The sequence below is a fragment of the Streptomyces sp. NPDC003038 genome, assembly GCF_040611115.1.
GTDB lineage: Bacteria > Actinomycetota > Actinomycetes > Streptomycetales > Streptomycetaceae > Streptomyces.
The window spans coordinates 104843-125467 of record NZ_JBEXNN010000005.1 but is presented as its reverse complement, the minus strand read 5'-3'; the positions used below and the strand labels follow the sequence as shown (position 1 = coordinate 125467).

General features: G+C 72.6%; 18 protein-coding genes. 13 read left to right on the top strand and 5 right to left on the bottom strand.

Going from position 1 to position 20625, the window contains the following annotated elements; genetic code table 11:
* Nucleotides 1-58: 58 nt before the first annotated feature.
* Nucleotides 59-745, bottom strand: coding sequence for a bifunctional DNA primase/polymerase (locus ABZX75_RS08765; protein WP_355409293.1), 687 nt, complete (start codon nucleotides 743-745; stop codon nucleotides 59-61).
* Between the two features lie 215 nt (nucleotides 746-960).
* On the opposite strand from ABZX75_RS08765, the gene ABZX75_RS08760 reads away from it, so the two are divergent.
* Together ABZX75_RS08760 and ABZX75_RS08755 are read left to right on the top strand one after the other, a co-directional pair.
* Nucleotides 961-2343 carry a transcriptional regulator gene (locus ABZX75_RS08760; RefSeq protein WP_355409291.1) on the top strand — a complete coding sequence of 461 codons (1383 nt, stop codon included), beginning with the start codon at nucleotides 961-963 and terminating at the stop codon, nucleotides 2341-2343.
* 353 nt (nucleotides 2344-2696) lie between these two features.
* On the top strand, nucleotides 2697-4037 hold the full coding sequence (locus ABZX75_RS08755; RefSeq protein WP_355409289.1) for a hypothetical protein: 1341 nt from the start codon (nucleotides 2697-2699) through the stop codon (nucleotides 4035-4037).
* Nucleotides 4038-4055: 18 nt separating this feature from the next.
* Here the strand turns inward: ABZX75_RS08755 and ABZX75_RS08750 are convergent, their stop codons facing one another.
* Nucleotides 4056-5333 (bottom strand): ABC transporter substrate-binding protein, encoded by a 1278-nt coding sequence (locus tag ABZX75_RS08750; RefSeq protein WP_355409287.1) that lies wholly within the window; start codon nucleotides 5331-5333, stop codon nucleotides 4056-4058.
* A gap of 220 nt (nucleotides 5334-5553) precedes the next feature.
* Between ABZX75_RS08750 and ABZX75_RS08745 the strand changes: the two genes are divergently transcribed.
* Together ABZX75_RS08745 and purU are read left to right on the top strand one after the other, a co-directional pair.
* On the top strand, nucleotides 5554-6000 hold the full coding sequence (locus tag ABZX75_RS08745; protein ID WP_355409597.1) for a hypothetical protein: 447 nt from the start codon (nucleotides 5554-5556) through the stop codon (nucleotides 5998-6000).
* Between the two features lie 14 nt (nucleotides 6001-6014).
* A complete protein-coding gene (purU, locus tag ABZX75_RS08740; RefSeq protein WP_355409285.1) occupies nucleotides 6015-6917 on the top strand; it encodes a formyltetrahydrofolate deformylase in 903 nt (300 codons plus the stop codon).
* A gap of 404 nt (nucleotides 6918-7321) precedes the next feature.
* Here purU and ABZX75_RS08735 read toward each other — a convergent pair whose 3' ends face one another.
* Nucleotides 7322-7840 carry an EF-hand domain-containing protein gene (locus ABZX75_RS08735; protein ID WP_355409283.1) on the bottom strand — a complete coding sequence of 173 codons (519 nt, stop codon included), beginning with the start codon at nucleotides 7838-7840 and terminating at the stop codon, nucleotides 7322-7324.
* Between the two features lie 300 nt (nucleotides 7841-8140).
* Between ABZX75_RS08735 and ABZX75_RS08730 the strand changes: the two genes are divergently transcribed.
* Both ABZX75_RS08730 and ABZX75_RS08725 read left to right on the top strand, forming a co-directional pair.
* Nucleotides 8141-8719, top strand: a complete 579-nt coding sequence (locus ABZX75_RS08730) for a sigma factor (RefSeq protein ID WP_355409596.1) — start codon at nucleotides 8141-8143, stop codon at nucleotides 8717-8719.
* Complete coding sequence (locus tag ABZX75_RS08725; RefSeq protein WP_355409281.1) at nucleotides 8716-9981, top strand: zf-HC2 domain-containing protein; 1266 nt, start codon at nucleotides 8716-8718, stop codon at nucleotides 9979-9981. Before ABZX75_RS08730 ends, ABZX75_RS08725 begins: the two co-directional genes overlap by 4 nt.
* Nucleotides 9982-10072: 91 nt before the next feature.
* Here the strand turns inward: ABZX75_RS08725 and ABZX75_RS08720 are convergent, their stop codons facing one another.
* On the bottom strand, nucleotides 10073-11683 hold the full coding sequence (locus tag ABZX75_RS08720; protein ID WP_355409279.1) for an AMP-binding protein: 1611 nt from the start codon (nucleotides 11681-11683) through the stop codon (nucleotides 10073-10075).
* Nucleotides 11684-11811: 128 nt separating this feature from the next.
* Between ABZX75_RS08720 and ABZX75_RS08715 the strand changes: the two genes are divergently transcribed.
* The 4 genes from ABZX75_RS08715 (at nucleotide 11812) to ABZX75_RS08700 (ending at nucleotide 16001) form a co-directional block, all read left to right on the top strand.
* Nucleotides 11812-13074, top strand: coding sequence for an amidohydrolase family protein (locus ABZX75_RS08715; protein WP_355409277.1), 1263 nt, complete (start codon nucleotides 11812-11814; stop codon nucleotides 13072-13074).
* Entirely contained in the window at nucleotides 13074-14228 is a 1155-nt protein-coding gene (locus tag ABZX75_RS08710; RefSeq protein WP_355409275.1) for an acyl-CoA dehydrogenase, read from the top strand. The genes ABZX75_RS08715 and ABZX75_RS08710 overlap by 1 nt, the downstream gene beginning before the upstream one ends.
* Nucleotides 14229-14232: 4 nt before the next feature.
* Nucleotides 14233-15132 carry an acyl-CoA dehydrogenase family protein gene (locus tag ABZX75_RS08705; RefSeq protein WP_355409273.1) on the top strand — a complete coding sequence of 300 codons (900 nt, stop codon included), beginning with the start codon at nucleotides 14233-14235 and terminating at the stop codon, nucleotides 15130-15132.
* A gap of 395 nt (nucleotides 15133-15527) precedes the next feature.
* Complete coding sequence (locus tag ABZX75_RS08700) at nucleotides 15528-16001, top strand: ATP-binding protein (protein WP_355409271.1); 474 nt, start codon at nucleotides 15528-15530, stop codon at nucleotides 15999-16001.
* A 283-nt stretch (nucleotides 16002-16284) separates the two neighbouring features.
* On the opposite strand, the gene ABZX75_RS08695 is transcribed toward ABZX75_RS08700, so the two are convergent.
* On the bottom strand, nucleotides 16285-17211 hold the full coding sequence (locus ABZX75_RS08695) for a cyclase family protein (protein WP_355409269.1): 927 nt from the start codon (nucleotides 17209-17211) through the stop codon (nucleotides 16285-16287).
* 112 nt (nucleotides 17212-17323) lie between these two features.
* Here ABZX75_RS08695 and ABZX75_RS08690 point away from each other — a divergent pair, with 112 nt between their 5' ends.
* From ABZX75_RS08690 to ABZX75_RS08680, 3 genes are read left to right on the top strand one after another with little or no spacing between them, the layout of a single operon-like run.
* Nucleotides 17324-18244: an SDR family NAD(P)-dependent oxidoreductase gene (locus ABZX75_RS08690; RefSeq protein ID WP_355409267.1), complete on the top strand. Its 921-nt coding sequence runs from the start codon at nucleotides 17324-17326 to the stop codon at nucleotides 18242-18244.
* Between the two features lie 13 nt (nucleotides 18245-18257).
* Complete coding sequence (locus ABZX75_RS08685) at nucleotides 18258-19517, top strand: acyl-CoA dehydrogenase family protein (RefSeq protein WP_355409265.1); 1260 nt, start codon at nucleotides 18258-18260, stop codon at nucleotides 19515-19517.
* Nucleotides 19514-20581, top strand: a complete 1068-nt coding sequence (locus tag ABZX75_RS08680; RefSeq protein WP_355409263.1) for a Zn-dependent alcohol dehydrogenase — start codon at nucleotides 19514-19516, stop codon at nucleotides 20579-20581. Before ABZX75_RS08685 ends, ABZX75_RS08680 begins: the two co-directional genes overlap by 4 nt.
* The last annotated feature ends 44 nt before the right edge of the window (nucleotides 20582-20625 follow it).

Sequence of the window (20625 nt, the reverse complement as noted above, 5' to 3'; positions counted from 1 at the left end):
GGCCCGAGCATTACTTATGTCATGAGTTTCCGGCCCGAAATCCCATGCGCACGGCCCCTTACCGGCTCCGGCGGGCCCGCTCCGCCGCCGCCTCACGCCCGCACGCGTACGCCAGCGCGTCGATCAGCTCCTCCGTGTCCGGCAGCCACCGGTTCGCCGGCGTGGGCCGCCGCGCCCACTGGACGGCGCCCCGGCCGCCGTAGCGGGTGGGCGGGGCGGCCACGTACTCGCCCTCGCCGCGCGCGGACAGGTCCATCGCGGCCGGTGACCAGCCGAGCTTGCGTACGAGGTCCGCCACCTTGGCCCCGGCGCCCGGCAGGACGAAGAACAGCATCCGGTGGTCGGGGCTGAGGGTGACCGGCCCGAGGGTGCGCTGCATCCGCTCCAGCCGCGCCAGCGCCAGGAAGCCGGCCGAGTCGGGGACGTCCAGCGCGTCGAACGTCCGGCCCGTCGGCATCAGGATCGAGGCCTGTGGGTGCTTGGCCCAGATCCGCCGGACCTGCACCGCGCTGCCGGTGGCCTGCGCCGCCCAGTCCTTGACGGCCGGATGGGCGCCCGGCGCGGCGCAGTCCTCCGCCCCGCAGGAGCACAGCTCCCGCCCGTTGGCCACCTCCAGCCAGGTGCCGGCGAAGACGTCCCAGTGCCGTTCTTCCGCGTACCGCACGGCATGGTCCAGCAGCTGCTCGCCGCGCTGCTTGGGGATGGGTGCGGTCTCCGTGACTCCGATGGTCTCTTCCACGCCCATCACAACTCCCCGCGTCACCCGGGGTTACGGGCGTAAACCAGCCGGTGGGCGGAGCATCGATCCTGCACACGGGGCGCACCGGTGCATTGGCGGGGGCGCGTAGGAGGCCGGGGCGCGGTCGCTGGGTAACGACAAGACGCAGAGGGGAAGATTCTCCGCACTTCAGGCGGGAAGTGATCATTCCGAACGATCACCCGCGGCCTCAGGGGGTTTTCATGGCAGCCAGGCCTCTCGTTGCCCGCCAGCCGAACGAACGGCTGCAGGCACTCATCCAGGAAGCCGGGTGCTCCAACGCCGGGCTCGCCCGGCGCGTCAACATGTGCGGGGCCGAACACGGCCTCGATCTCCGCTACGACAAGACCTCCGTGGCCCGCTGGCTGCGTGGCCAGCAGCCCCGCGGCCGGGCACCCGGCATCATCGCCGAGGCGCTCGGGCGCAAACTCGGCCGGACCGTCACCATCGACGAGATCGGCATGGCCAACGGCAAGAACCTCGCCTCCGGCGTCGGCCTGCAGTTCTCCCCGACCGTCATCGGCGCGATCGAGCAGGTCTGCGAGCTGTGGCGCAGCGACGTCGGGCGCCGCGATTTCCTGGCGGGATCGAGCGTGGCCGCCTCCGCGCTCGTCGAACCGAGCCGCGACTGGCTGATCACCGCGGCCGATACGCAGGTGGCCCGCAGCGGCGGCTCGCGGGTCGGCATGTCCGACGTGGAGGCGGTACGGGCGACTACCGAGGCCCTCACCGACCTCGACCACCGTTTCGGCAGCGGGCACATCCGGCCCGTGGTCGTGCACTACCTCAACTCCGTGGTGTCCGGCCTGATCGGCGGCTCGTACCGGGAACCGGTCGGACGGGCACTGTTCGGGGCGGTGGCCCGACTGACCGAGCTCGCGGGCTACATGGCGGTGGACACCGGTCAACCGGGGCTGGCGCAGCGCTACTACATCCAGGCGCTACGCCTCGCCCAGGCGGCCGGGGACCGCGCGTACGGGGGCTACGTGCTCGCGGCGTCCATGAGCCACCTCGCCGCCGAACTGGGCAATCCGCGGGAGATCGCGCAGCTGGCGCGGGCGGCCCAGGAGGGCACGAGGGGGCAGGTCACCCCGCGGGTGGAGGCCATGTTCTACGCGGCGGAGGCGCGCGGGCACGCGCTGCTCGGCGATACCCGGGCCACGGCGGTGCTGTCCTCGCGGGCGGTGACCGCGCTGGAGCGGGCGGAGCCGGAGTCGGGTGACGACCCGGTGTGGATCCGCCACTTCGGCCAGGCCTACCTGGCGGACGAACTGGCCCACTGCCACCGGGACCTGGGCCAGGCGGAGGCGGCGGGCAAGCGTGCGGAGGAGGCGCTACGGGGCCTCCCCGCGACGAAGGCCCGCCGCCGGGCCATCGGGCTGCTGCTGCTGGCCGCGGCGCAGGTGCAGCAGCGGGAGGTGGAACAGGCCTGCCAGACGGCCGCGAAGGCGGCGGACCTGCTGGCGGACCTCCGCTCGAACCGGGGCGCGGAGTATCTGGACGACTTCCGGCTGCGGCTGGAGCCGTACCGGGAGGAGGCGGCGGTACGGGAGTTCGGGGCGCGGCTGGAGGCGAGGGCCGCCTAGCGGCGGGCCGGGCGGATCCGGCTCGGCCGGGCGGGGCGGCGCGGGCGGGCCGGGCGGATCCGGCTTGGCCGGGCGGGGCGGGGCGGGTGCGGCGCCGTTGCCGGGCGCTGCCCCCGGGCCCCCGCGCCTCAAACGCCGGCGGGGCTGAAAGCCTGGGGCGCTGCCCCGGAGTCTCGCGCCTCAAGCGCCGGCGGGGCTGGGGATCGGGGCTTTGGCGCCGGGTCGTCGTGCCTCACGGGCCGGCGGGGGTTTAATGCGCCAGGGGAGCCGGGTGGCCTGACGGTGGCGGTGGGTGACCAGGTAGCGTGAGCCGACGGTTCCGTAGGTGCGGACGAGTCGGCGAAGGAGACCCGGTGACGGAGAGCGGACAAGGGGGCGCCCCCCAGCCGGGAGCCCCGTGGGGTCCGGACCCGGCGTCCGGTTACCCGGAGCGGCCAGAGTGGCAGCAGCCCGGCCAGGAGCCGCAGCCCGCGTACGGCTACCCGCAACACGCCCCGCCCGCCCAGCCGGCGGTGGGGCACGTGGTGGGGCCGGGGTACGAGGGGCCGGGCGATCCGCACGGCTACGGCTACCCGCCGCTGCCCGAGGCGGTCACCCAGTACATCCCGCCCGTCCCGGCAGGCCCGGCGCACGACGAGGCCGCGACCCAGTACATCCCGCCCGTGCCCGCGGCGTCGGCAGGCCACCCTCACGACGAGGCCGCGACCCAGTACATCCCGCCCGTCCCGGCAGGTCCGGGTCACGACGAGGCGGCCACGCAGTACATCCCGCCCGTGCCCGCGGGTCCGGCAGGCCCGGCGCACGACGAGGCCGCCACGCAGTACATCGCGCCCGTCCCGGCCGCCGAGTTCGACGGGCTCTTCCGCGGCGAGGACGACACCGCCGGGCACACCCAGCACCTGCCGCCGATCCAGGAGCCGGTGCTGCGCCGACCGCCGCCGCGGCCCTACCCGCCGCGCGCGCAGGGCCCCGTACCGCCCCCGCAGCACCCGCAGTACGCGCCGCCGCTCCCGCCCCCGCCGCCGGAGGCCCCGCGCAAGGTGTCGCCCGCGATCATCGCCGCGGTGGTCATCGGCCTGGCCGTCGTCGGGCTCGGCGTGGGCGCGCTGCTCGGCGACGGCAAGCCGCAGAACAACGACCCGGGCGCGGTGCCCTCCGTACCCGCCGCGAGCGGTGGTTCCGCGGCGCCCGCCGGGGAGGCCCCCGTCGACCCGGCCCGCCCGCAGGCCGTCCAGCTGGACAAGCTCCTCGCGGACAGCAACGACAGCAGGGCCGCGGTGATCAAGGCCGTCGAGGACATCAAGGTCTGCAAGAACCTCGACCAGGCGGCCGTCGACCTGCGCGCCGCGGCCCGCCAGCGCGAGGAGCTCGTCACCCGCCTCCAGGAGCTGAAGCTGGACCAGCTCCCGGACCACGTGAAGTTGTCCGCGGCCCTCACCAAGGCCTGGAAGTCCTCCGCGGACGCCGACAACAGCTACGCGGCGTGGGCGCAGGACGTGGGCGGCGGCAAGGGCGACAAGGACGACAAGGACGAGAAGGGCTGCAAGGACGGCAGGGCGAAGTCCAGTGACAACGCCGTCGCCGGCAACAAGGCGAGCGGTGAGGCGACGAAGGCCAAGGAGTCGGCCGCGACCCTGTGGAACACGATCGCGGCCAAGTACGGCCTCACCAAGCGGGACAAGTCCCAGCTGTAGCCCCGGTCGCCCCGCGGATCAGGCCGTGCGCGGGGCCTGTTCCAGCATCTGCGTCATGTCCATCGGCTGCTCGCCCTGCTGGGCGACGAGGCGGCCGGACTGGACGATCTGGAAGGTGACCCGGCCGTTGACCATGCGGGGGAAGCCGGCGACGGCGCGCATGTCCTGGTAGCGCCAGCTCAGCTCGGGAGTGAGCCCGCCGGTCTTGACGGCCTCCGAGTGGTTCAGGAGCCGGGCGATCTTGCGGCCGGTGATGTCCTCGTCCGCCGAGAAGCGGTTCACGATCTCGCTCAGCACGGTGTAGGCGATCCACGTGGTCTGCGTGCCGCTGTCGTCGGGGTCGACGCTGCCGTCGCCGAAGGCGTGCTGGGAGATCACCTTCCGCATCGGCTCCCAGAGCGGATCGCTGGACACCGGGTACCAGCTCGTGAGGAACGCGCCCTCGAAGGGGCTTTCCTTGCCGCCGGTGCGGTCCACCAGCGACTGGCTGACACTGCCCAGGACCGAGGCGATCTGCGGCTTCTTGCGCTGGGCGTCGGCCCGGCGGAAGGCGTCGAAGAAGGTCTCGGTACGTTCACCGAGCACCGCGGTCACGCAGCTCTTGTTCTTGCCGGCGGAGGCGTGGGCCAGTGCCTCCCGGGCCTGCGGCGCGAAGTCCGCGGAGTCCTCGGCGGCCCGGATGTCGGAGGCGTCCGCCATCTTGTTGGCCCGCAGTCCGGAGTTGAGCATGACCGGCAGCGAGTCGCCCGCGAAGGTGTCGGGCCGCACCAGGGCCACCTGGTCGCAGATCCGGCCGAGCTGGTAGCCGGCGCCCGAGAGGAGGACGGGCTGGCCGCCGTTGACGGGGTAGGAGAAGGTGGACTGGAACTCCTCGGAGGAGACTCCGTACCCGCCGATGAAGGGGATCCCCTCGGCTTCGAGCGGGGCCATGAACGCGCGTCCGTGCTGGCTGTAGGAGCCGACGACGGCGACGGCCTTCTCGGCCGCGGCCTTGCGGGCGCAGTCGGCGGCTCCGGTGGGCGTGTTCTTCTCGTTGCAGGTCAGTACGCGGAGGGTGCGGCCGTTGATGCCGCCCTTGGCGTTGACCCAGCGTTCGTAAGCTTTGGCCATGCCGGGCATTCCGGGCATGTTGGTCGCCTTGGTGCCCTCGGGTGCGAAGGTCATGACGGTGATGGTGTCCCCAGAGCCCCGTGAGCCCTCTCCGGGGAGCACCCCGCACCCGACCACGAGACCCACGCCGATGGCCGTGGCCAGGAAGGTGCGGGAGCGGGATGCTGCGCGTCGCCAATCGGTCATGTCCATGCACCATTCCGCTCCACGGGTAACTGAAGAGTGAGGTGTGCACAACATTCGGTGACACCCGGGTGAATTACCGGGGGGCGAAGGGGAGGGCGCCGCCGCCGTCCGTCACGCACAGGTGCTTGAAGATCACGGATGTCGGGAACGTACGATCGAAAGCGTGACATTCGTCGAAGGTTCGAAGAACTCTTCCCGCCGCGGCGGCCGCTCCTCCACCATGGGCGGCATGCCCCTCAACGACATGCCGTGGTGGCGCTGGCGCAGCAATGTGCGCTCGGCGCTGCACATGCTCTCCGATCCGGCCTTCCACGAGGACACGTGGCTGGCCGGGGCCGAAGGGTACGGGGACGTCACCGACGCCGTGTACCGGCTCGTGGAGGACACCTGGCTCGACAGCTGGTCGGCGGAGAAGTACGTCGGCACGATCTTCCGCGACTCACAGGAAGCCGCCCTCGTCGACCTCGCCGTCCTGCGAGTGCTCCGGATCATGCACCAGGTCGGACCCGACGCACCCGTCTCCGCCTACTTGGAACACCACGCCTGGCCCGAGGCGGTACGTGCCGCCCGCGAGGCCCACGTACGGCTCGCGACGGCCGACGGTGAGGACCCGGACGTCCGGCCGCGGTCGCTGGAAGTGTTGAGGCTGCTCACCCGTACGGTGTGAAAGGCTGTGCAGTCATGAGCGACCACCCCCAGTCCCAGCCGCAGCCGCAGGCTGAACCACAGGCTGAACCCCAGCAGTACGTCCTGACCGTGTCATGCCCGGACAAGCGGGGCATCGTGCACGCCGTGTCCAGCTACCTGTTCATGACCGGCTGCAACATCGAGGACAGCCAGCAGTTCGGCGACCACGACACCGGCCTCTTCTTCATGCGGGTCCACTTCTCCGCCGAGGAGCCGATGACGGTCGAGAAGCTGCGCGCCAGCTTCGCCGCGATCGGGGACTCCTTCCGGATGGACTGGCAGATCCACCGCGCTGACGAGCGCATGCGGATCGTGCTGATGGTGTCCAAGTTCGGTCACTGCCTGAACGACCTGCTGTTCCGCTCCCGGATCGGGGCCCTGCCGGTCGAGATCGCGGCGGTGGTCTCCAACCACACCGACTTCGCGGAGCTCGTGGCCTCGTACGACGTTCCGTTCGTGCACATCCCGGTCACGAAGGACACGAAGGCGGCGGCGGAGGCGGAGCTGCTGGAGCTCGTGCGGTCCGAGAACGTCGAGCTGGTGGTGCTGGCGCGGTACATGCAGGTGCTGTCGGACACCCTCTGCAAGGAGCTGAGCGGGCGGATCATCAACATCCACCACTCGTTCCTGCCGAGCTTCAAGGGCGCGAAGCCGTACCACCAGGCGCATGCGCGCGGTGTGAAGCTGATCGGCGCGACCGCCCACTACGTGACGGCGGACCTCGACGAGGGGCCGATCATCGAGCAGGAGGTCGAGCGGGTGGGGCACGAGGTGACGCCGGACCAGCTGGTCGCGATCGGGCGCGATGTGGAGTGCCAGGCGCTGGCGCGGGCGGTGAAGTGGCACAGCGAGCACCGCGTGCTCCTGAACGGCACCCGCACGGTCGTCTTCGCGTAGCCGCCCCCTGGGGCTCCGCGCCGGCCCCCGTCCCGTCCCCGCGGGCGGCTGCTGGGGCGCCGCCCCAGACCCCGCGCCTCGAACTCCCCCAGCTACCTCCCCAGACTCCGTCCGGGGGGACCCCTCGGAGGTGCCCCCTGGTGGGGCTGAAAGCCCCGGGGCTCCGCCCGGCACCCCGCGCCTCAAACGCCGGCGGGGCTGAGGGTGCGCCTCAAACGCCGGCGGGGCAGAAGCCAGCCCGCCCGGCGATTGAGGGCAGGCCGTGGGGTCGGGACCCGTGGGGTCGGGACCCGTTCGGGTCGGGACCCGTCGGGCGGGACCCCGTCGGGACGGGGCCCGGGCCGGGCCCGGGGCGGCGGGGCCCACGGGGCCCCGCCTTTCGTCGGCCGAGCGCGCCGCAGGCGTTACGCGTCGGGGGCCTCCACGCCGCAGTAGCCCGCGAACGCCGTCAGGATCTCGTCCTCCGAGATGCGGCCGTCGCCGTCGGCGTCCAGGGCCGCCGCGACCTGGTCGGCCAGGTCGGCGGGGGTGCCCAGGACGCGCAGGACCCGCGCGGTGGCCGGTGGCGTCGCGCCGGAGCCCTCTTCGTCCGCCACCGCGATCACCGCTCGCAGGAACGGCCGGGCGATCTCCGCGAACCGCTCCGGGCTGTCCCGCAGCCGCTTCGCCGCGCCGGTGATGAACTCCTCGCGGGACACCCGTTGGTCCCCGTCCACGTCCGCGATCCCGGCCATCCCCTGCCAGAAGGCCTCGGCGCCCGCGAAGACGGCCTGGCCCTTGTACGACCGGGCGGTGGTACCGAATTCGGCCAGGACGGCCTTCGCGGCCGCGCTGAAGTCCTCCCGGTCGATATAGCCGGACCCGTCCTGGTCGAAGCTGGCGAATCGGGCGGCGATCTTGCGCTCGTATTCTGCGCTTTCCATATTCGGCGTTCCGCCTTCACATGTGCGGTGAGGTACAGATCAAGACAGGCAGGAGCGTACGGCCTTCGTGGCCTGCGCGTTAAGTGAAGTGGTCAAGCAGGTGGCCGCATCGAACCAGCGCACGGGGAGCGCGGTGGGGCGCGTACGCGTGTGCCCATGTGCCGTGGCCCGCACAGCCGTTCACTCGCTGCCACGCTCCTATCACGCAGGGCGCGTTTCCTGGACGAGGTTCTCCCAAAACGGGCGCCGCCCGCTCTGTGCCGACTACATTCGATGCGTCGACACACGGCTGGGGGCAAGATGCCGAAGGACGCACCACCGCGCTGGGACCGCCGCATGCAGCAGCGCCTCGCCCGCGGCGAGGCCGCCGCGCTCGGGGAGTTGTACGACCGCTTCGCCTCGCTCGTGCACAGCCTGGCGCACCGGGTGCTGGGCGACGAGAAGGCGGCCGACCGGATCACCCGCGAGGTGTTCGGGTACATCTGGGAGAACCCGGACGCCTACGACCCCAAGCAGGGCTCCATGCGCTCGTGGGTCGCCCGCATCACCCAGGGCCAGGCGGTGGCCCGGCTGCGCCAGGCCGAACTGGGCCGCGGCTCGCGCGAGGAGCTGGAGCAGAAGGTGCGCAGTGCCAACGCCGCCGCCCGCGCCGACTTCATCGTCACCTCGATGCCCGCGCCGCTGCGCGCCGCGCTGGAACTCGCGTACTTCAAGCGGCGCGACTACCGCCAGGCCGCCGCCGACCTCCGGATCAGCGAGGACGAGGCGCGGCGCCGGCTGCGGCTCGGCCTCCAATTGCTGTCGACCGCCAACGCCCTCCCGCAGGAGGACGCCGCCCAGCCCGGATACGGCCCGCCCGGATATGGAATGCCCCGATGAACGGCTCCGCCGAGTCGCATGACGACGGATACGAGCGGCCCGGCGGTCCGCCGCGGATACCGGGTCAGCGCGGGGCGGCCGACGACTTCGACCCGCGGTACGCGCCCTCACCGTTCCTGGAAGCGCTGCCGTCCTCGCCTCCGCAGCCGCCTCCGCAGCCGCCGCCCTCGCACGCCGTACTGAAGTCCCTGCTCGGCGCCTGGGCGCTCGCGGCCTGCTCCGCCGAGGAGACGCAGGCGGTGGAGGACCACCTCACCGAGTGCGCGCCCTGCGCGGAGGAGGCGCTGCGGCTGCGCGACGCGGTCGGGCTGCTGCACCCGGAGGAGAGCCTCGACCTCAAGCCGCTGCTGCGTTCGCGCGTGCTGGAGGACTGCCTGGGCAAGAGGCCGGCCCGCATCCCGGTGCCGGTGTGGGCGAATCCGTACGACACCGAGACCGCCCGGCTCGACGCGCTGCTCCAGGACTTCGGGGACGCGGAATGGCACACCCCCGTGCGGCTGAAGTGGTTCGAGGAGGAGCGGCGCCAGTCCCACCGGACCACGGTGGCCGGGGTGATCGGGCACCTGCTGACGGTGGACGGGCTGGTCGCCACCGCGCTGGGGTTGGACGACCCGCTGGGCCAGGACGCCCCGAAGGGCGGCCCGGCCGCGCGGACCGAGCACTTCTGGAGCGCGTCGGCGTACCCGGCCACGCGGCACGTCCGCGAGCCGTGGCGGGAGCAGGGCCACACGCTGGTGCGTACGGTGTCCTTCGCGGGCCGTGGTGTGGCCGAACTGACGGTGGACTACGGGGACTTTGAGCTCCCGCTCGGCGACGCGTTCCTGGAGCGGGCCTTCGAGTGCTGGGTGCACGCGTGGGACATCGCGGACGCGGTGGACTACCCGTACGAGCCGCCGTCCGGCCCCCACCTGCACGGGATGGTCGACCTGGCGGCGCGGCTCCTGCCGGGCGCCCTCGCCCAGCGCCGCCGCTCGGGTCTGGCGGCTCCGCCGCGCGGCCTGGTCGCGGCGGGAGCCCCCGGCCGGACCCTGCACCTGGAGATCGAGGGCGCGGGCGGTGGCGGCTGGGACATCGCCCTGGACTCCCCGGCGGCGAAGCCGTCGCCGGAGCACCGGGTGGCGGAGATCGCGCTGGACGGCGCGGAGTTCTGCCAGCTGGCCGCCGGGCGCATATCGCCGGAGGAGGCGGCCGTGGGGCAGCACGGTGACCGGGAGGCGATCCGGGACGTCCTCTTCGCGGCGGCCTCCCTGAGCCGGATGTAGACACCCCGGGTCCGGAGCGGCGGGTGGGGGAGGGGCACCGCGCGCCCGCCCACCCGCGCCCGCCCGCCTGCACCCACCGCCCAGCCCAGCCTCAGGCGTAGCGCTCGCGGAGCTTGTACTTCAGGACCTTGCGCAGGGCCTCGTTGCGCGGCAGGGACTCCACGAGCTCCAGTTGCTCCGGAAGCTTGTGGGTCGCCAGACCCTCCGCGCGCAGGTGCGCCGTCAGTTGGGGAAGGGTCAGCGGGGCGGCGCCCGGGGGCTGCTCGACGACCGCGCAGACGCGTTCGCCGCGTTCCGGGTCCGGGAGGCCGATGACGGCGACGTCGCCGACGCCGGGGAGGCGGTGGAGGAGGTTCTCGATCTCCTTGGCGGAGATGTTCTCGCCCTTGCGGATGATGACGTCCTTGCTGCGGCCGGTGAGGACGAGGTAGCCGTCCCGCGTCAGGTGCCCCAGGTCGCCGGTGATCAGGTAGCCCTCGGAGTCGAAGACCTCCGCGGACGGGTCCTGGTTCAGGTAGCCCTGGCAGACGGCCTCGCCGCGCAGGCGCACCTCGCCGTCCGTGCCCGCGGGCAGCGGTGTCCCGTCGGGGGCGGTGATGCGGATGGACATGGCCGCCGGGGGCCGGCCCTCGGTGGTGGCGAGGTTCTCGGCGGTGTCGTCCGGGTCGCCCATGGTGATCATCGGGACTTCGGTCATGCCGTAGCCGTGGGTCAGCCGGCAGCCGAGTTCGCGGACGACCGCGTGGTAGATCTCCGGCGGCTTGGGGGCGCCGCCGCCGGCCAGGAGGCGCAGGGTGGGGATGAGCGGGACGTCGGGAGCCTTGCGCTGCTCGGCCAGGAACATGGAGTAGAAGGCGGTTGATCCGCCGGCCACCGTCACCCCGTGGCGGCGGTAGCCGTCGAGTGCGTCCGGCATCGCGAACCTCTCGAAGAGCACCGCGGGGAATCCGTAGAGCAGCAGCATCACGGTGTAGTCGGGCCCGGCTATGTGCGCGAAGGGGAAGGCCATCGAGCCGACGTCGGCCGGGCTCGGGCGCAGGGCGTGGGCGAGGCAGGAGCCGCCCGCGATCAGGGAGCGGTCGGTGTGCAGGACGCCCTTGGGGTCGGAGGTGGTGCCGGAGGTCCAGTAGATCCACCGGACGTCGGTGCCGTCGGCCGGGGGCGGCGGGAGTACGGACGGGTCGCCCTCGGGCAGGGTCCCGTACGCCTCGAAGACGCCGCGGGCGCCGAGCCGCCGGGCCATCGCCGCGTGGTCGAAGCCCCGCCAGACGCCCGGGACGGCGAAGAACTCGGCCTTGGACTCGCGGAGCGCGAAGCCCACCTCGCGGTCCCGGTAGAAGGGGATGACGGGCGACTGGACGGCGCCGAGCCGGGCGAGGGCGATCGAGAGCAGCACGGTCTCGATGCGGGTGGGGAGCTGCCAGGCGACGACCGTGCCGGGGCGTACGCCCACGGCGTGGAGGCCGGCCGCCACGCGCTCGGAGCGGGCGTGGAGCTCTCCGAAGGTCAGCCGGCGGTCCGCCGGGGCGGTGTCGGCAGCCTCGATCAGGACCGTGGTGTCCGGGGTCAGCGCGGCCCGGCGGGTGACCAGCTCCCACAGGGTGCGGGACCGGCTCAGTTCTGTCGCGACGCGTGTCGAGGCACTCGACGCGGCGCCCGTCGCGGTGTGCGCGGTGTGCGCGGTGTGCGCGGTGTCCGTCATCCCAGACCTCCCCTTGGCCCCACCTGACGGTAAGTCAGATCAAGCGGGAGCGTAGGGCTCCGGCGCTTGTCGGTCCAGGGGTGCCGGGGCTAGCTTGTTTCTGACGATCCATCAGATTGGGGAGATCAATGGAACTGCCTCGGATCATCAGCGTTGACGACCACGTGATCGAGCCCGCCCACCTGTTCGACGTGTGGCTGCCCGCCAAGTACCGCGACCGGGGGCCCAAGGCGCTCACCGCCGGCATCGGCGAGCTCGAGTACACGGGCGGCAAGTACGTGATCTCCATGGACCCCGACGGCCCGCCGACCGACTGGTGGATCTACGAGGACCTGAAGTTCCCGTACAAGCGCAACATCGCCGCCGTCGGCTTCGACCGCGACGACATGACCCTGGAGGGCATCACCCGCGAGGAGATGCGCAGGGGGTGCTGGGACCCCAAGGCGCGGCTGCTCGACATGGACCTCAACCACGTCGAGGCCTCCCTGTGCTTCCCGACCTTCCCGCGCTTCTGCGGCCAGACCTTCGCCGAGGCGCGGGACAAGGAGGTCGCGCTGGCCTGCGTACGCGCCTACAACGACTGGATGGTCGAGGAATGGTGCGGCGACAGCGGCGGCCGGCTGATCCCGCTGTGCATCATCCCGCTGTGGGACATCGGCCTGGCCGTCGCCGAGATCCGGCGCAACGCGGCGCGTGGGGTCCGCGCCGTGACCTTCTCCGAGATCCCCACCTACCTGGGCCTGCCCTCGATCCACTCCGGCTACTGGGACCCCTTCTTCGCCGTCTGCCAGGAGACCGGGACGGTCGTCAACATGCACATCGGGTCCAGCTCCCAGATGCCCGCCGCCTCCCCCGACGCGCCGCCCGCCGTGCAGGCCGCGCTCAGCTTCAACAACGCCATGGCCTCGATGATGGACTTCCTCTTCAGCGGGGTGCTGGTGAAGTTCCCGACGCTGAAACTCGCCTACAGCGAGGGCCAGATGGGCTGGATCCCGTACGCCCTGGAGCGCGCCGACGACGTGTGGCGGGAACACCGCGCCTGGGGCGGGGTCCGCGACCTGATCCCCGAGCCGCCGTCCACGTACTACTACCGGCAGATGTTCTGCTGCTTCTTCCGCGACAAGCACGGGATCGCCTCGCTCGACGTGGTGGGCCGCGACAACGCCACCTTCGAGACCGACTACCCGCACGTGGACTCGACCTTCCCGCACACCAAGGAGGTGGCCCTCGACCACGTCAAGGGCCTCGACGAGGAGACCGTTTACAAGCTGATGCGCGGCAACGCCATCCGCATGCTCGGCCTCGATCTCGATCTGCACCGGGAACTGGGCCTGGATCCGGACCTCGATCCGGACCTCGATCCGGGTCTGGGCCGGGAGCGGGTCAAGTAGTGGACCTGGCCTACACGCAGGAGGAGCAGGACTTCAGGGCGAGGCTGCGCGCCTGGCTCGCCGCGGTGCTGCCCGAACTGCCCCCCAAGCCGTCGCCCGACGACTGGCCGGGGCGGCGCGCCTACGACCTCGGCTGGCAGCGCAGGCTCTACGACGCCGGCTACGCGGGGCTGCACTGGCCGCTCGACGCCGGCGGCCGCGGGGCCACCCCCACCCAGCACCTGATCTTCCTGGAGGAGACGGAGCGCGCCGGGGCCCCGTACGTCGGCGCCAACTTCGTCGGGCTGCTGCACGCAGGCCCGACCATCGCCGCCGAGGGCACCGCCGAGCAGCGGGCGCGCTGGCTGCCCCCGGTGCTGCGCGGCGACGAGGTGTGGTGCCAGGGCTTCAGCGAGCCGGAGGCGGGCTCCGACCTGGCCGCCCTGCGCACCCGAGCGGTCCGGGACGGCGACGACTACGTCGTCACCGGGTCGAAGATCTGGACCTCGCACGCGGAAGTCGCCGACTGGTGCGAGCTGCTGGTACGGACGGACGGGCAGGCCCCGAAGCACCGGGGTATCTCCTGGCTGGCCATGCCAATGGACGCGCCCGGGATCACGGTCCGGCCGCTGCGCACGCTCGCCGGGACGGCCGAGTTCGCGCAGGTGTTCCTCGACGGGGTACGGGTCCCCGTCGCGAACCGGGTCGGGGCCGAGAACGACGGCTGGCGGGTCACCATGGTGACGCTGTCCTTCGAGCGGGGCACCGCCTTCGTCGGCGAGGTCGTCGCCTGCCGCCGGACCCTGGGCGAGCTCGCGCGCGCGGCGAAGGCCAACGGCCGTTGGGACGATCCGGTCCTGCGGCGCAGGCTCGGGCGGCTGTACGGGGAGTTCGGCGCGCTGTGGCGGCTCACGCAGTGGAACGTGAGCGAGTCGCGGAGCACGGGCCCGGTCCCCGGCACCGGCGGCTCCGTCTTCAAGCTGGCCTACTCGCACGCCCGCCAGGAGCTGTACGACACGGCGGCGGAAGTCCTGGGGGCCGGCTCCCTCGCCCTGGAGGAGGAATGGGTCCAAGACCGCCTGTCGTCGCTGTCCTACACCATCGCGGCGGGCACCTCGCAGATCCAGCGGAACATCGTCGCCGAGCGGATCCTCGGCCTCCCGAAGGGCCGGTGACGGCATGCACTTCCAGCCGACCGAGGAGCAGCGGGACCTGCGGGCAGGCGTACGGGACCTGCTGGCGGGGCGGTACGGGCGCGAGGAGCTCCGGGCGTCGGTGGACCGCGGACCCGCCGTGGACCGGGCGCTGTGGCGTGAGCTCGGCGGGGCGGGGTTCTTCGCGCTGCGGCTCCCGGAGGCGGACGGCGGGGTCGGGCTCGGGCTGCCCGAGGCGGTGCTCGTCTTCGAGGAGGCCGGGCGGGCGCTGGTGCCGGGACCGCTGGTCGCCACGCACCTGGCCGCCGGGACGGTCCCGGGGGCCGCGGCGGGGACCGCGGTGGTGACGGCCTTCGACCTCGGGGAGTCGCTGGTGGCGTACCTCGGCGAGGCGGACGCGGTGCTCGGGGCGCCGGCGGTGCCGGCCGGCGAGCCGGTGCGTTCGGCGGACCCGCTGACACCGCTGCACCGGATGGCGGCCGGGGGCGACGTGGCGGAGTTCCGGGAGGAGGGCGCGCTGCTGACGGCCGCGCTCCAGCTGGGGAGCGCGCTGCGGACGGTGGAGCTGGCGGTGGCGTACGGAAGCGAGCGCGAGCAGTTCGGGCAGCCGGTCGGGGCCTTCCAGGCGGTCAAGCACCTGTGCGCGCGGATGCTGGTGCGGGCGGAGGTGGCCCGTACGGCGGTCTACGCGGCGGCGGTGACGGCGGAGGGGGGCGAGATCGCGGCGGCGAAGCTCCTCGCCGACGAGGCGGCCGTACGCAATGCGCGGGACTGCCTGCAGGTGCACGGCGGGATGGGCTTCACCTGGGAGGCGGATGTGCACCTGCACCTGAAGCGGGCCTGGGTACGGGCCGAGCAGTGGCGTACGGCCCCCGAGGCGGAGGAACTGCTGGCGGCGGAACTCCTGGCGGGCTCACCGCCGTAGCCGGCCGTTACGGAAGGGCGCGGGGAAGGGGCGTGGGGAAAGCGGCGCGGGGAAGGTGCGGGAGCAACGGCGCGGAAGGGGCGTGGGGAAGGTGCGGCAGGAACGGCGCGGGACGCATGTCCGATTACAGAGAGTTGATATCGGTTTGTGTCCTTAGCCCGAGCCGTAACGGACCGGAGTCGGGGGCCTGCTCCGGTACGCTCCCACGAATGCGAGCGGTTGAGCGGCGCGAGCGTCGCACAGTATGCACCACGCCCCCTCCTTCGCGCGGGAATATGCCCGAAGCGCTTGTTGTGGTGACTGTAGGTCAACCATGCTCCTCCGCAAGGGGATCACTTGGGGTGATCCCGTCCTGTCGCGAGGCGAAGTGTCCGCCGGTTCGGATGGTGTGAGCGGTGCAGGTGCTTCAGGTTCAGCTGGAGGTAGGAGCGGATCCCGCCGAGGTCGGCCGGGCCCGCCGGTGGGCCCGGTCACGGCTGGCAGGGTCCGGCATAGGGGAAGACGAGCCGCTCGCCGAGACGCTGATCCTGCTGATCTCCGAGCTGGTCACCAACGCGGTCGTGCACACGGGCTGTCCGGCCGTGCTGCGGATGCTGTTCGGCGGGCCGGGGGTGCGGGTCGAGGTGGCCGACACGAGCGACCGGGCCCCGCGTCCCCGGCAGGCCGCCGGGGACGACACGGGCGGACGCGGACTGGAGCTGGTGGACGGGCTGGCGGACCGCTGGGGCTGGCAGCGCGAGGGTGCGGGCAAGCGGATCTGGTGCGAGATCGACTGCGCGGAGAAGCCCGCGGCCGACTGCGCGGCGGACGGACCCGACGGCGTGTCGGAAGAATGTGGCCCGAGGCGGGAACCGCGCGTGTACCTCTAACGAGGTGTTGACGGTTCGTAACATGTTGATCACTCTGGTGTGGAGCGATTCGACGCGAGGGGACGCCAAGGGCACGCCTTGACGAGTGCGGGTCGCGGGGTGGCGGCTGCCGTGCCGCGCTCGGGGCGTGCACGTGCGCCGCCGCCACCCGCAGATCAGTCCCACGACCCTGCCCCGTGGGGCGGCGACGGCGCCCAGGTCGGCCCGCCGATCGAGGGGACGGCCTGGCTGATGTGGACGGTCCCGGCCGGGCCCGGGTCGCCAGGGACGATCGGACGCGCCGTCAGAGAACGGCGACCGGCGCCACCGGGGTGCCCGTGGCGCCGACGAAGGGCTCAGGCATCGCGGACAGCAGGAACGCGTAGCGGTTTTCTTGTGCACAGGCTGTGGACAACTTTTCGAGATTCCAGTTCTGGCCCTGGTGCATGCCCATCTCGACCAGGTCGAGCGCGTGCACCGGCAGCCACAGGTTCTCGATCTCCGGCGGGAAGATCTCGAAGGTCAGGGTGTCGTTCGCGACCGCGGCGACGTCCCGGGCGTGGAACCACTCCGGCGTGCGGACGGAGAGGCCGGGGGACGGGAACCCGTAGCCGTGTTTGTCGCCCGCCAGGTAGACCTGGATCTGGCCGGTGCGGACGAGGACGATGTCGCCGGGACGGACCGTCACCCCGCCGAACTCCTCGGCCTGCTCCAGGTCTTCGGGGGTCACCGCGTGGCCGCCCGCCAGGCGGCCTTGGCCCTTCGCGGCGGCGACGTCGAGCAGGACGCCGCGCGAGACGATGTGCCCGGCCTTGTCGATGCCGCTGAACCGGGCGCGGCCGTGCGCCGTGATCGAGGAGGCCGGGCGGCCGTTGTAGATCCTTCCCGAGTGCGAGACGTGCGTGAGGGCGTCCCAGTGCGTGCCTGCCTGCAGGCCCATGGAGACGGCGTCGTCGCTGCACGCCACCGTGCCCGGGCCGAAGATCTCCTGGTTGATCTGCACCATCGTGTGCAGCGGGTTGATCCGCCCCGGGATCAGGCCGGCCTGCACGCCGTCCTCCTTGAGCGGGAGCGCGAGCGGGATCCGGCGGCCGCTGCGGATTCCGGCCGCGGCCGCCCGTACGACCTCGTCGGTGATGAGGTTCAGGGTGCCGATCTCGTCGTCGGCGCCCCAGCGCCCCCAGTTGTTGACGCGCTCGGCGATCTCATGGAATGCGGCGGGCAGAGTCATGGGCCTCATCAGCTCCTTGTGTGGGAACGAACGGCGACCGGGGCTTGTGCTCGCGTATCCGGCTGCCCATAGAATCTAACGGTCCGTCAGAAAACGCGGGAAGGGGCCGGGCGTGGGGAACTTCTTGGCAGGCAAGGTCATCGCCGTCACCGGCGCAGGCCGGGGCATCGGGCGGGCCGTGGCACTCGCCGCGGCGGCCGAGGGCGCCCAGGTCGTCGTCAACGACTACGGCGTCGGCATCGAGGGCGGCGAGCCCACCAGCGAGATCGCCGAGACCGTCGTGAAGGAGATCACCGCGGCGGGCGGCGAGGCCGTGGCCGTCGCCGACGACATCTCGACCATGGCCGGAGGACAGCGCATCGTCGACACGGCGCTCGCCCGCTACGGACGCGTCGACGGCGTCGTGTGCGTGGCCGGCATCCTGCGCGAGCGGATGCTGTTCAACATGTCCGAGGAGGAGTGGGACCCCGTGGTCGCCACCCACCTCAAGGGCACCTTCACCGTCTTCCGCGCGGCCTCCGCCGTCATGCGCAGGCAGGGGACGGGCACCCTGATCGGCTTCACCAGCGGCAACCACCAGGGCTCGGTCGCCCAGGCCAACTACAGCGCCGCCAAGGGCGGGATCATCTCCCTGGTACGCAGTGCCGCGCTCGGGCTGGCCAAGTACGGGGTCACCGCCAACGCCGTCGCACCCGTCGCCCGCACCCGCATGTCGGCCAACGTCCCCATGGAGCTCAAGGAGATCGGCGAGCCCGAGGACGTGGCGGCGCTGGTGACCTATCTGCTCAGCGACAAGGCCGTCGCCGTCGGCGGCGAGAGGATCACCGGACAGGTGTACACGATCGCCGGCCCGAAGATCGCCGTCTGGGCGCAGCCGCGAGAGCTGCGCGCCGGATACGCCGAGGGCTCCTGGACGCCGGAGAAGATCGCCGACTTCCTGCCCGGGACGGTCGGCACCGACCCGATGCCGATGCTGGCGCAGATCGAGGCCATGGCCAAGGCGGCGGCCGCCAAGGACCGCCCCAACGCGTAGGGGGCGGGACCGGATGGACTTCAGTTTCGGGGCCGAGGACGAGGAACTGCGTACCCGCGCCCGGGCCTGGCTGGCGGAGCACCTGGTGGGGCCGTACGCCGAGGCCGTCGGCCGCGGCGGGCCGGGCAGCGAGCACGAGGACGTGGCGGCGCGGCGCGCGTGGGAGCGCGAGCTGGGGCGCGGCGGCTGGATCGGGCAGGGCTGGGACCTCCCGGCCGGGGAGTACGGACAGCAGCGGCTCTCCCTCACCGGGCAGGTGGTGTGGGCCGAGGAGTACGCGGCGCTGCGCGCGCCCGGCCGGGTCGGCCACATCGGCGAGAACCTCCTCGCGCCCACCCTGATCGCGTACGGCAGCCGGGAACAGCAGGCCCGCTTCCTGCCCGGCATCGCGCGGGGCGAGGAGCTGTGGTGCCAGGGGTACAGCGAGCCGGGCGCCGGATCCGACCTGGCGGGGATCCGTACGACAGCGGTACGGGAGCCCTCCCGCGGCGCGGCCGGGCTCTTCCGCGTCAGCGGGCAGAAGATCTGGACCTCCCTGGCCCGGGAGGCGGACTGGTGCTTCGTGCTGGCCCGCACGGAGCCGGGATCCCGGCGCCACCGGGGACTGTCGTTCCTCCTCGTACGGATGGACCAGCCGGGCCGGGTCGAGGTCCGGCCGATCCGGCAGATGTCGGGGACGTCGGAGTTCAACGAGGTGTTCTTCGACGGGGCGGTGGCGGCCGAGGTCGTCGGCGCGGAGGGGGACGGCTGGACCGTCGCCATGGGGCTGCTCGCGCTGGAGCGGGGGGTCTCGACGCTGGTCCAGCAGATCGGCTTCGCGGCGGAACTGGAGCGGGTGCTGGCGGCGTACGCGGGGTCGGGCGGGGCGGCGTACGCGGGCGGGGCCACGGGTGCCGCGCCGGCCACGGCTCCCCCCGGGGATCCGGCCCTGCGCGACCGCCTCGTACGGCAGTGGGCCGAGCTGCGCACCATGCGCTGGAACGCCCTGCGGACCCTGGGGGCGGCCGGGGACACGGGCGCTCCGAGCGTGGCCAAGCTGCTGTGGGGCGGGTGGCACCGACGGCTCGGTGAACTCGCGGTGGAGGTCCGCGGCGCGGCGGCCACGGCGGGTCCGGCGGCCTGGGCGCCCAACCTCCCGTACGAACTCGGGCTCGACGAGGCACAGCGCCTCTTCCTCTTCACCCGCGCCGACACCATCTACGGCGGCTCGGACGAGATCCAGCGGAACATCATCGCCGAGCGCGTGCTCGGCCTGCCCAAGGAGTCCACGTGAGAGGTGTCGTATTCGACGGCGAGCAGGCCCGGGTCGTCGACGACCTGGAGATCCGCGAACCGGGACCGGGGGAGGTGCTGGTCGCGATAGCGGCGGCCGGGCTGTGCCACAGCGACCTGTCGGTGATCGACGGGACCATCCCGTTCCCGCCGCCGGTGGTGCTCGGGCACGAGGGCGCGGGCGTGGTCGAGGCGGTCGGCCCGGGGGTCACGCACGTGGCGCCCGGGGACCACGTGGCCCTGTCCACCCTCGCCAACTGCGGGGCCTGCGCCGACTGCGACCGGGGCCGGCCGACGATGTGCCGCAAGGCGATCGGCAGGCCGGGGCAGCCGTTCTCCCGGGGCGGCAGCGCGCTGTTCCAGTTCGCCTCCAACTCCGCCTTCGCGGAGCGCACGATCGTCAGAGCCGTGCAGGCGGTGAAGATCCCGCAGGACATCCCGCTGACGTCGGCGGCGCTGATCGGCTGCGGCGTCCTGACGGGGGTCGGGGCGGTCCTGAACCGGGCCCGGGTGGACCGCGGCGAGTCGGTGGTCGTCATCGGCGCCGGCGGCATCGGGCTCAACGTGCTCCAGGGCGCCCGGATCGCCGGGGCCACGACCATCGTCGCGGTCGACGCGAACCCGGGGAAGGAGCCGGTGGCCCGGCAGTTCGGGGCGACGCACTTCATCGACGCGTCGGCGGTGGCGGACACGGGCGCGGCGGTGCGGGAGATCCTGCCGACCGGGGCCGACCACGCCTTCGAGTGCGTGGGCAGCGTGAAGCTGATCCGCCAGGCCGTGGACCTCCTCGACCGGCACGGGCAGGCGGTCCTGCTGGGTGTGCCCGGCTTCAAGGAAGAGGCGTCCTTCCTCGTCTCGTCGATGTACCTGGACAAGACGATCATGGGCTGCCGGTACGGGTCCTCGCGCCCGCAGCGCGACATCGCGCTTTACGCCGAGCTGTACCGGCAGGGCCGGCTGCTGCTGGACGAGCTGGTGACGGAGGTCTACCCGGTCGAGGACTTCGCCCAGGCGGTCGAGGACGCCCACCACGGGCGGGTGGCGCGCGGCGTCCTCACCTTCTGACCCGAGGACGGGCAGGGGCCCTGGGGCACTCGCAGCGCTCGTAG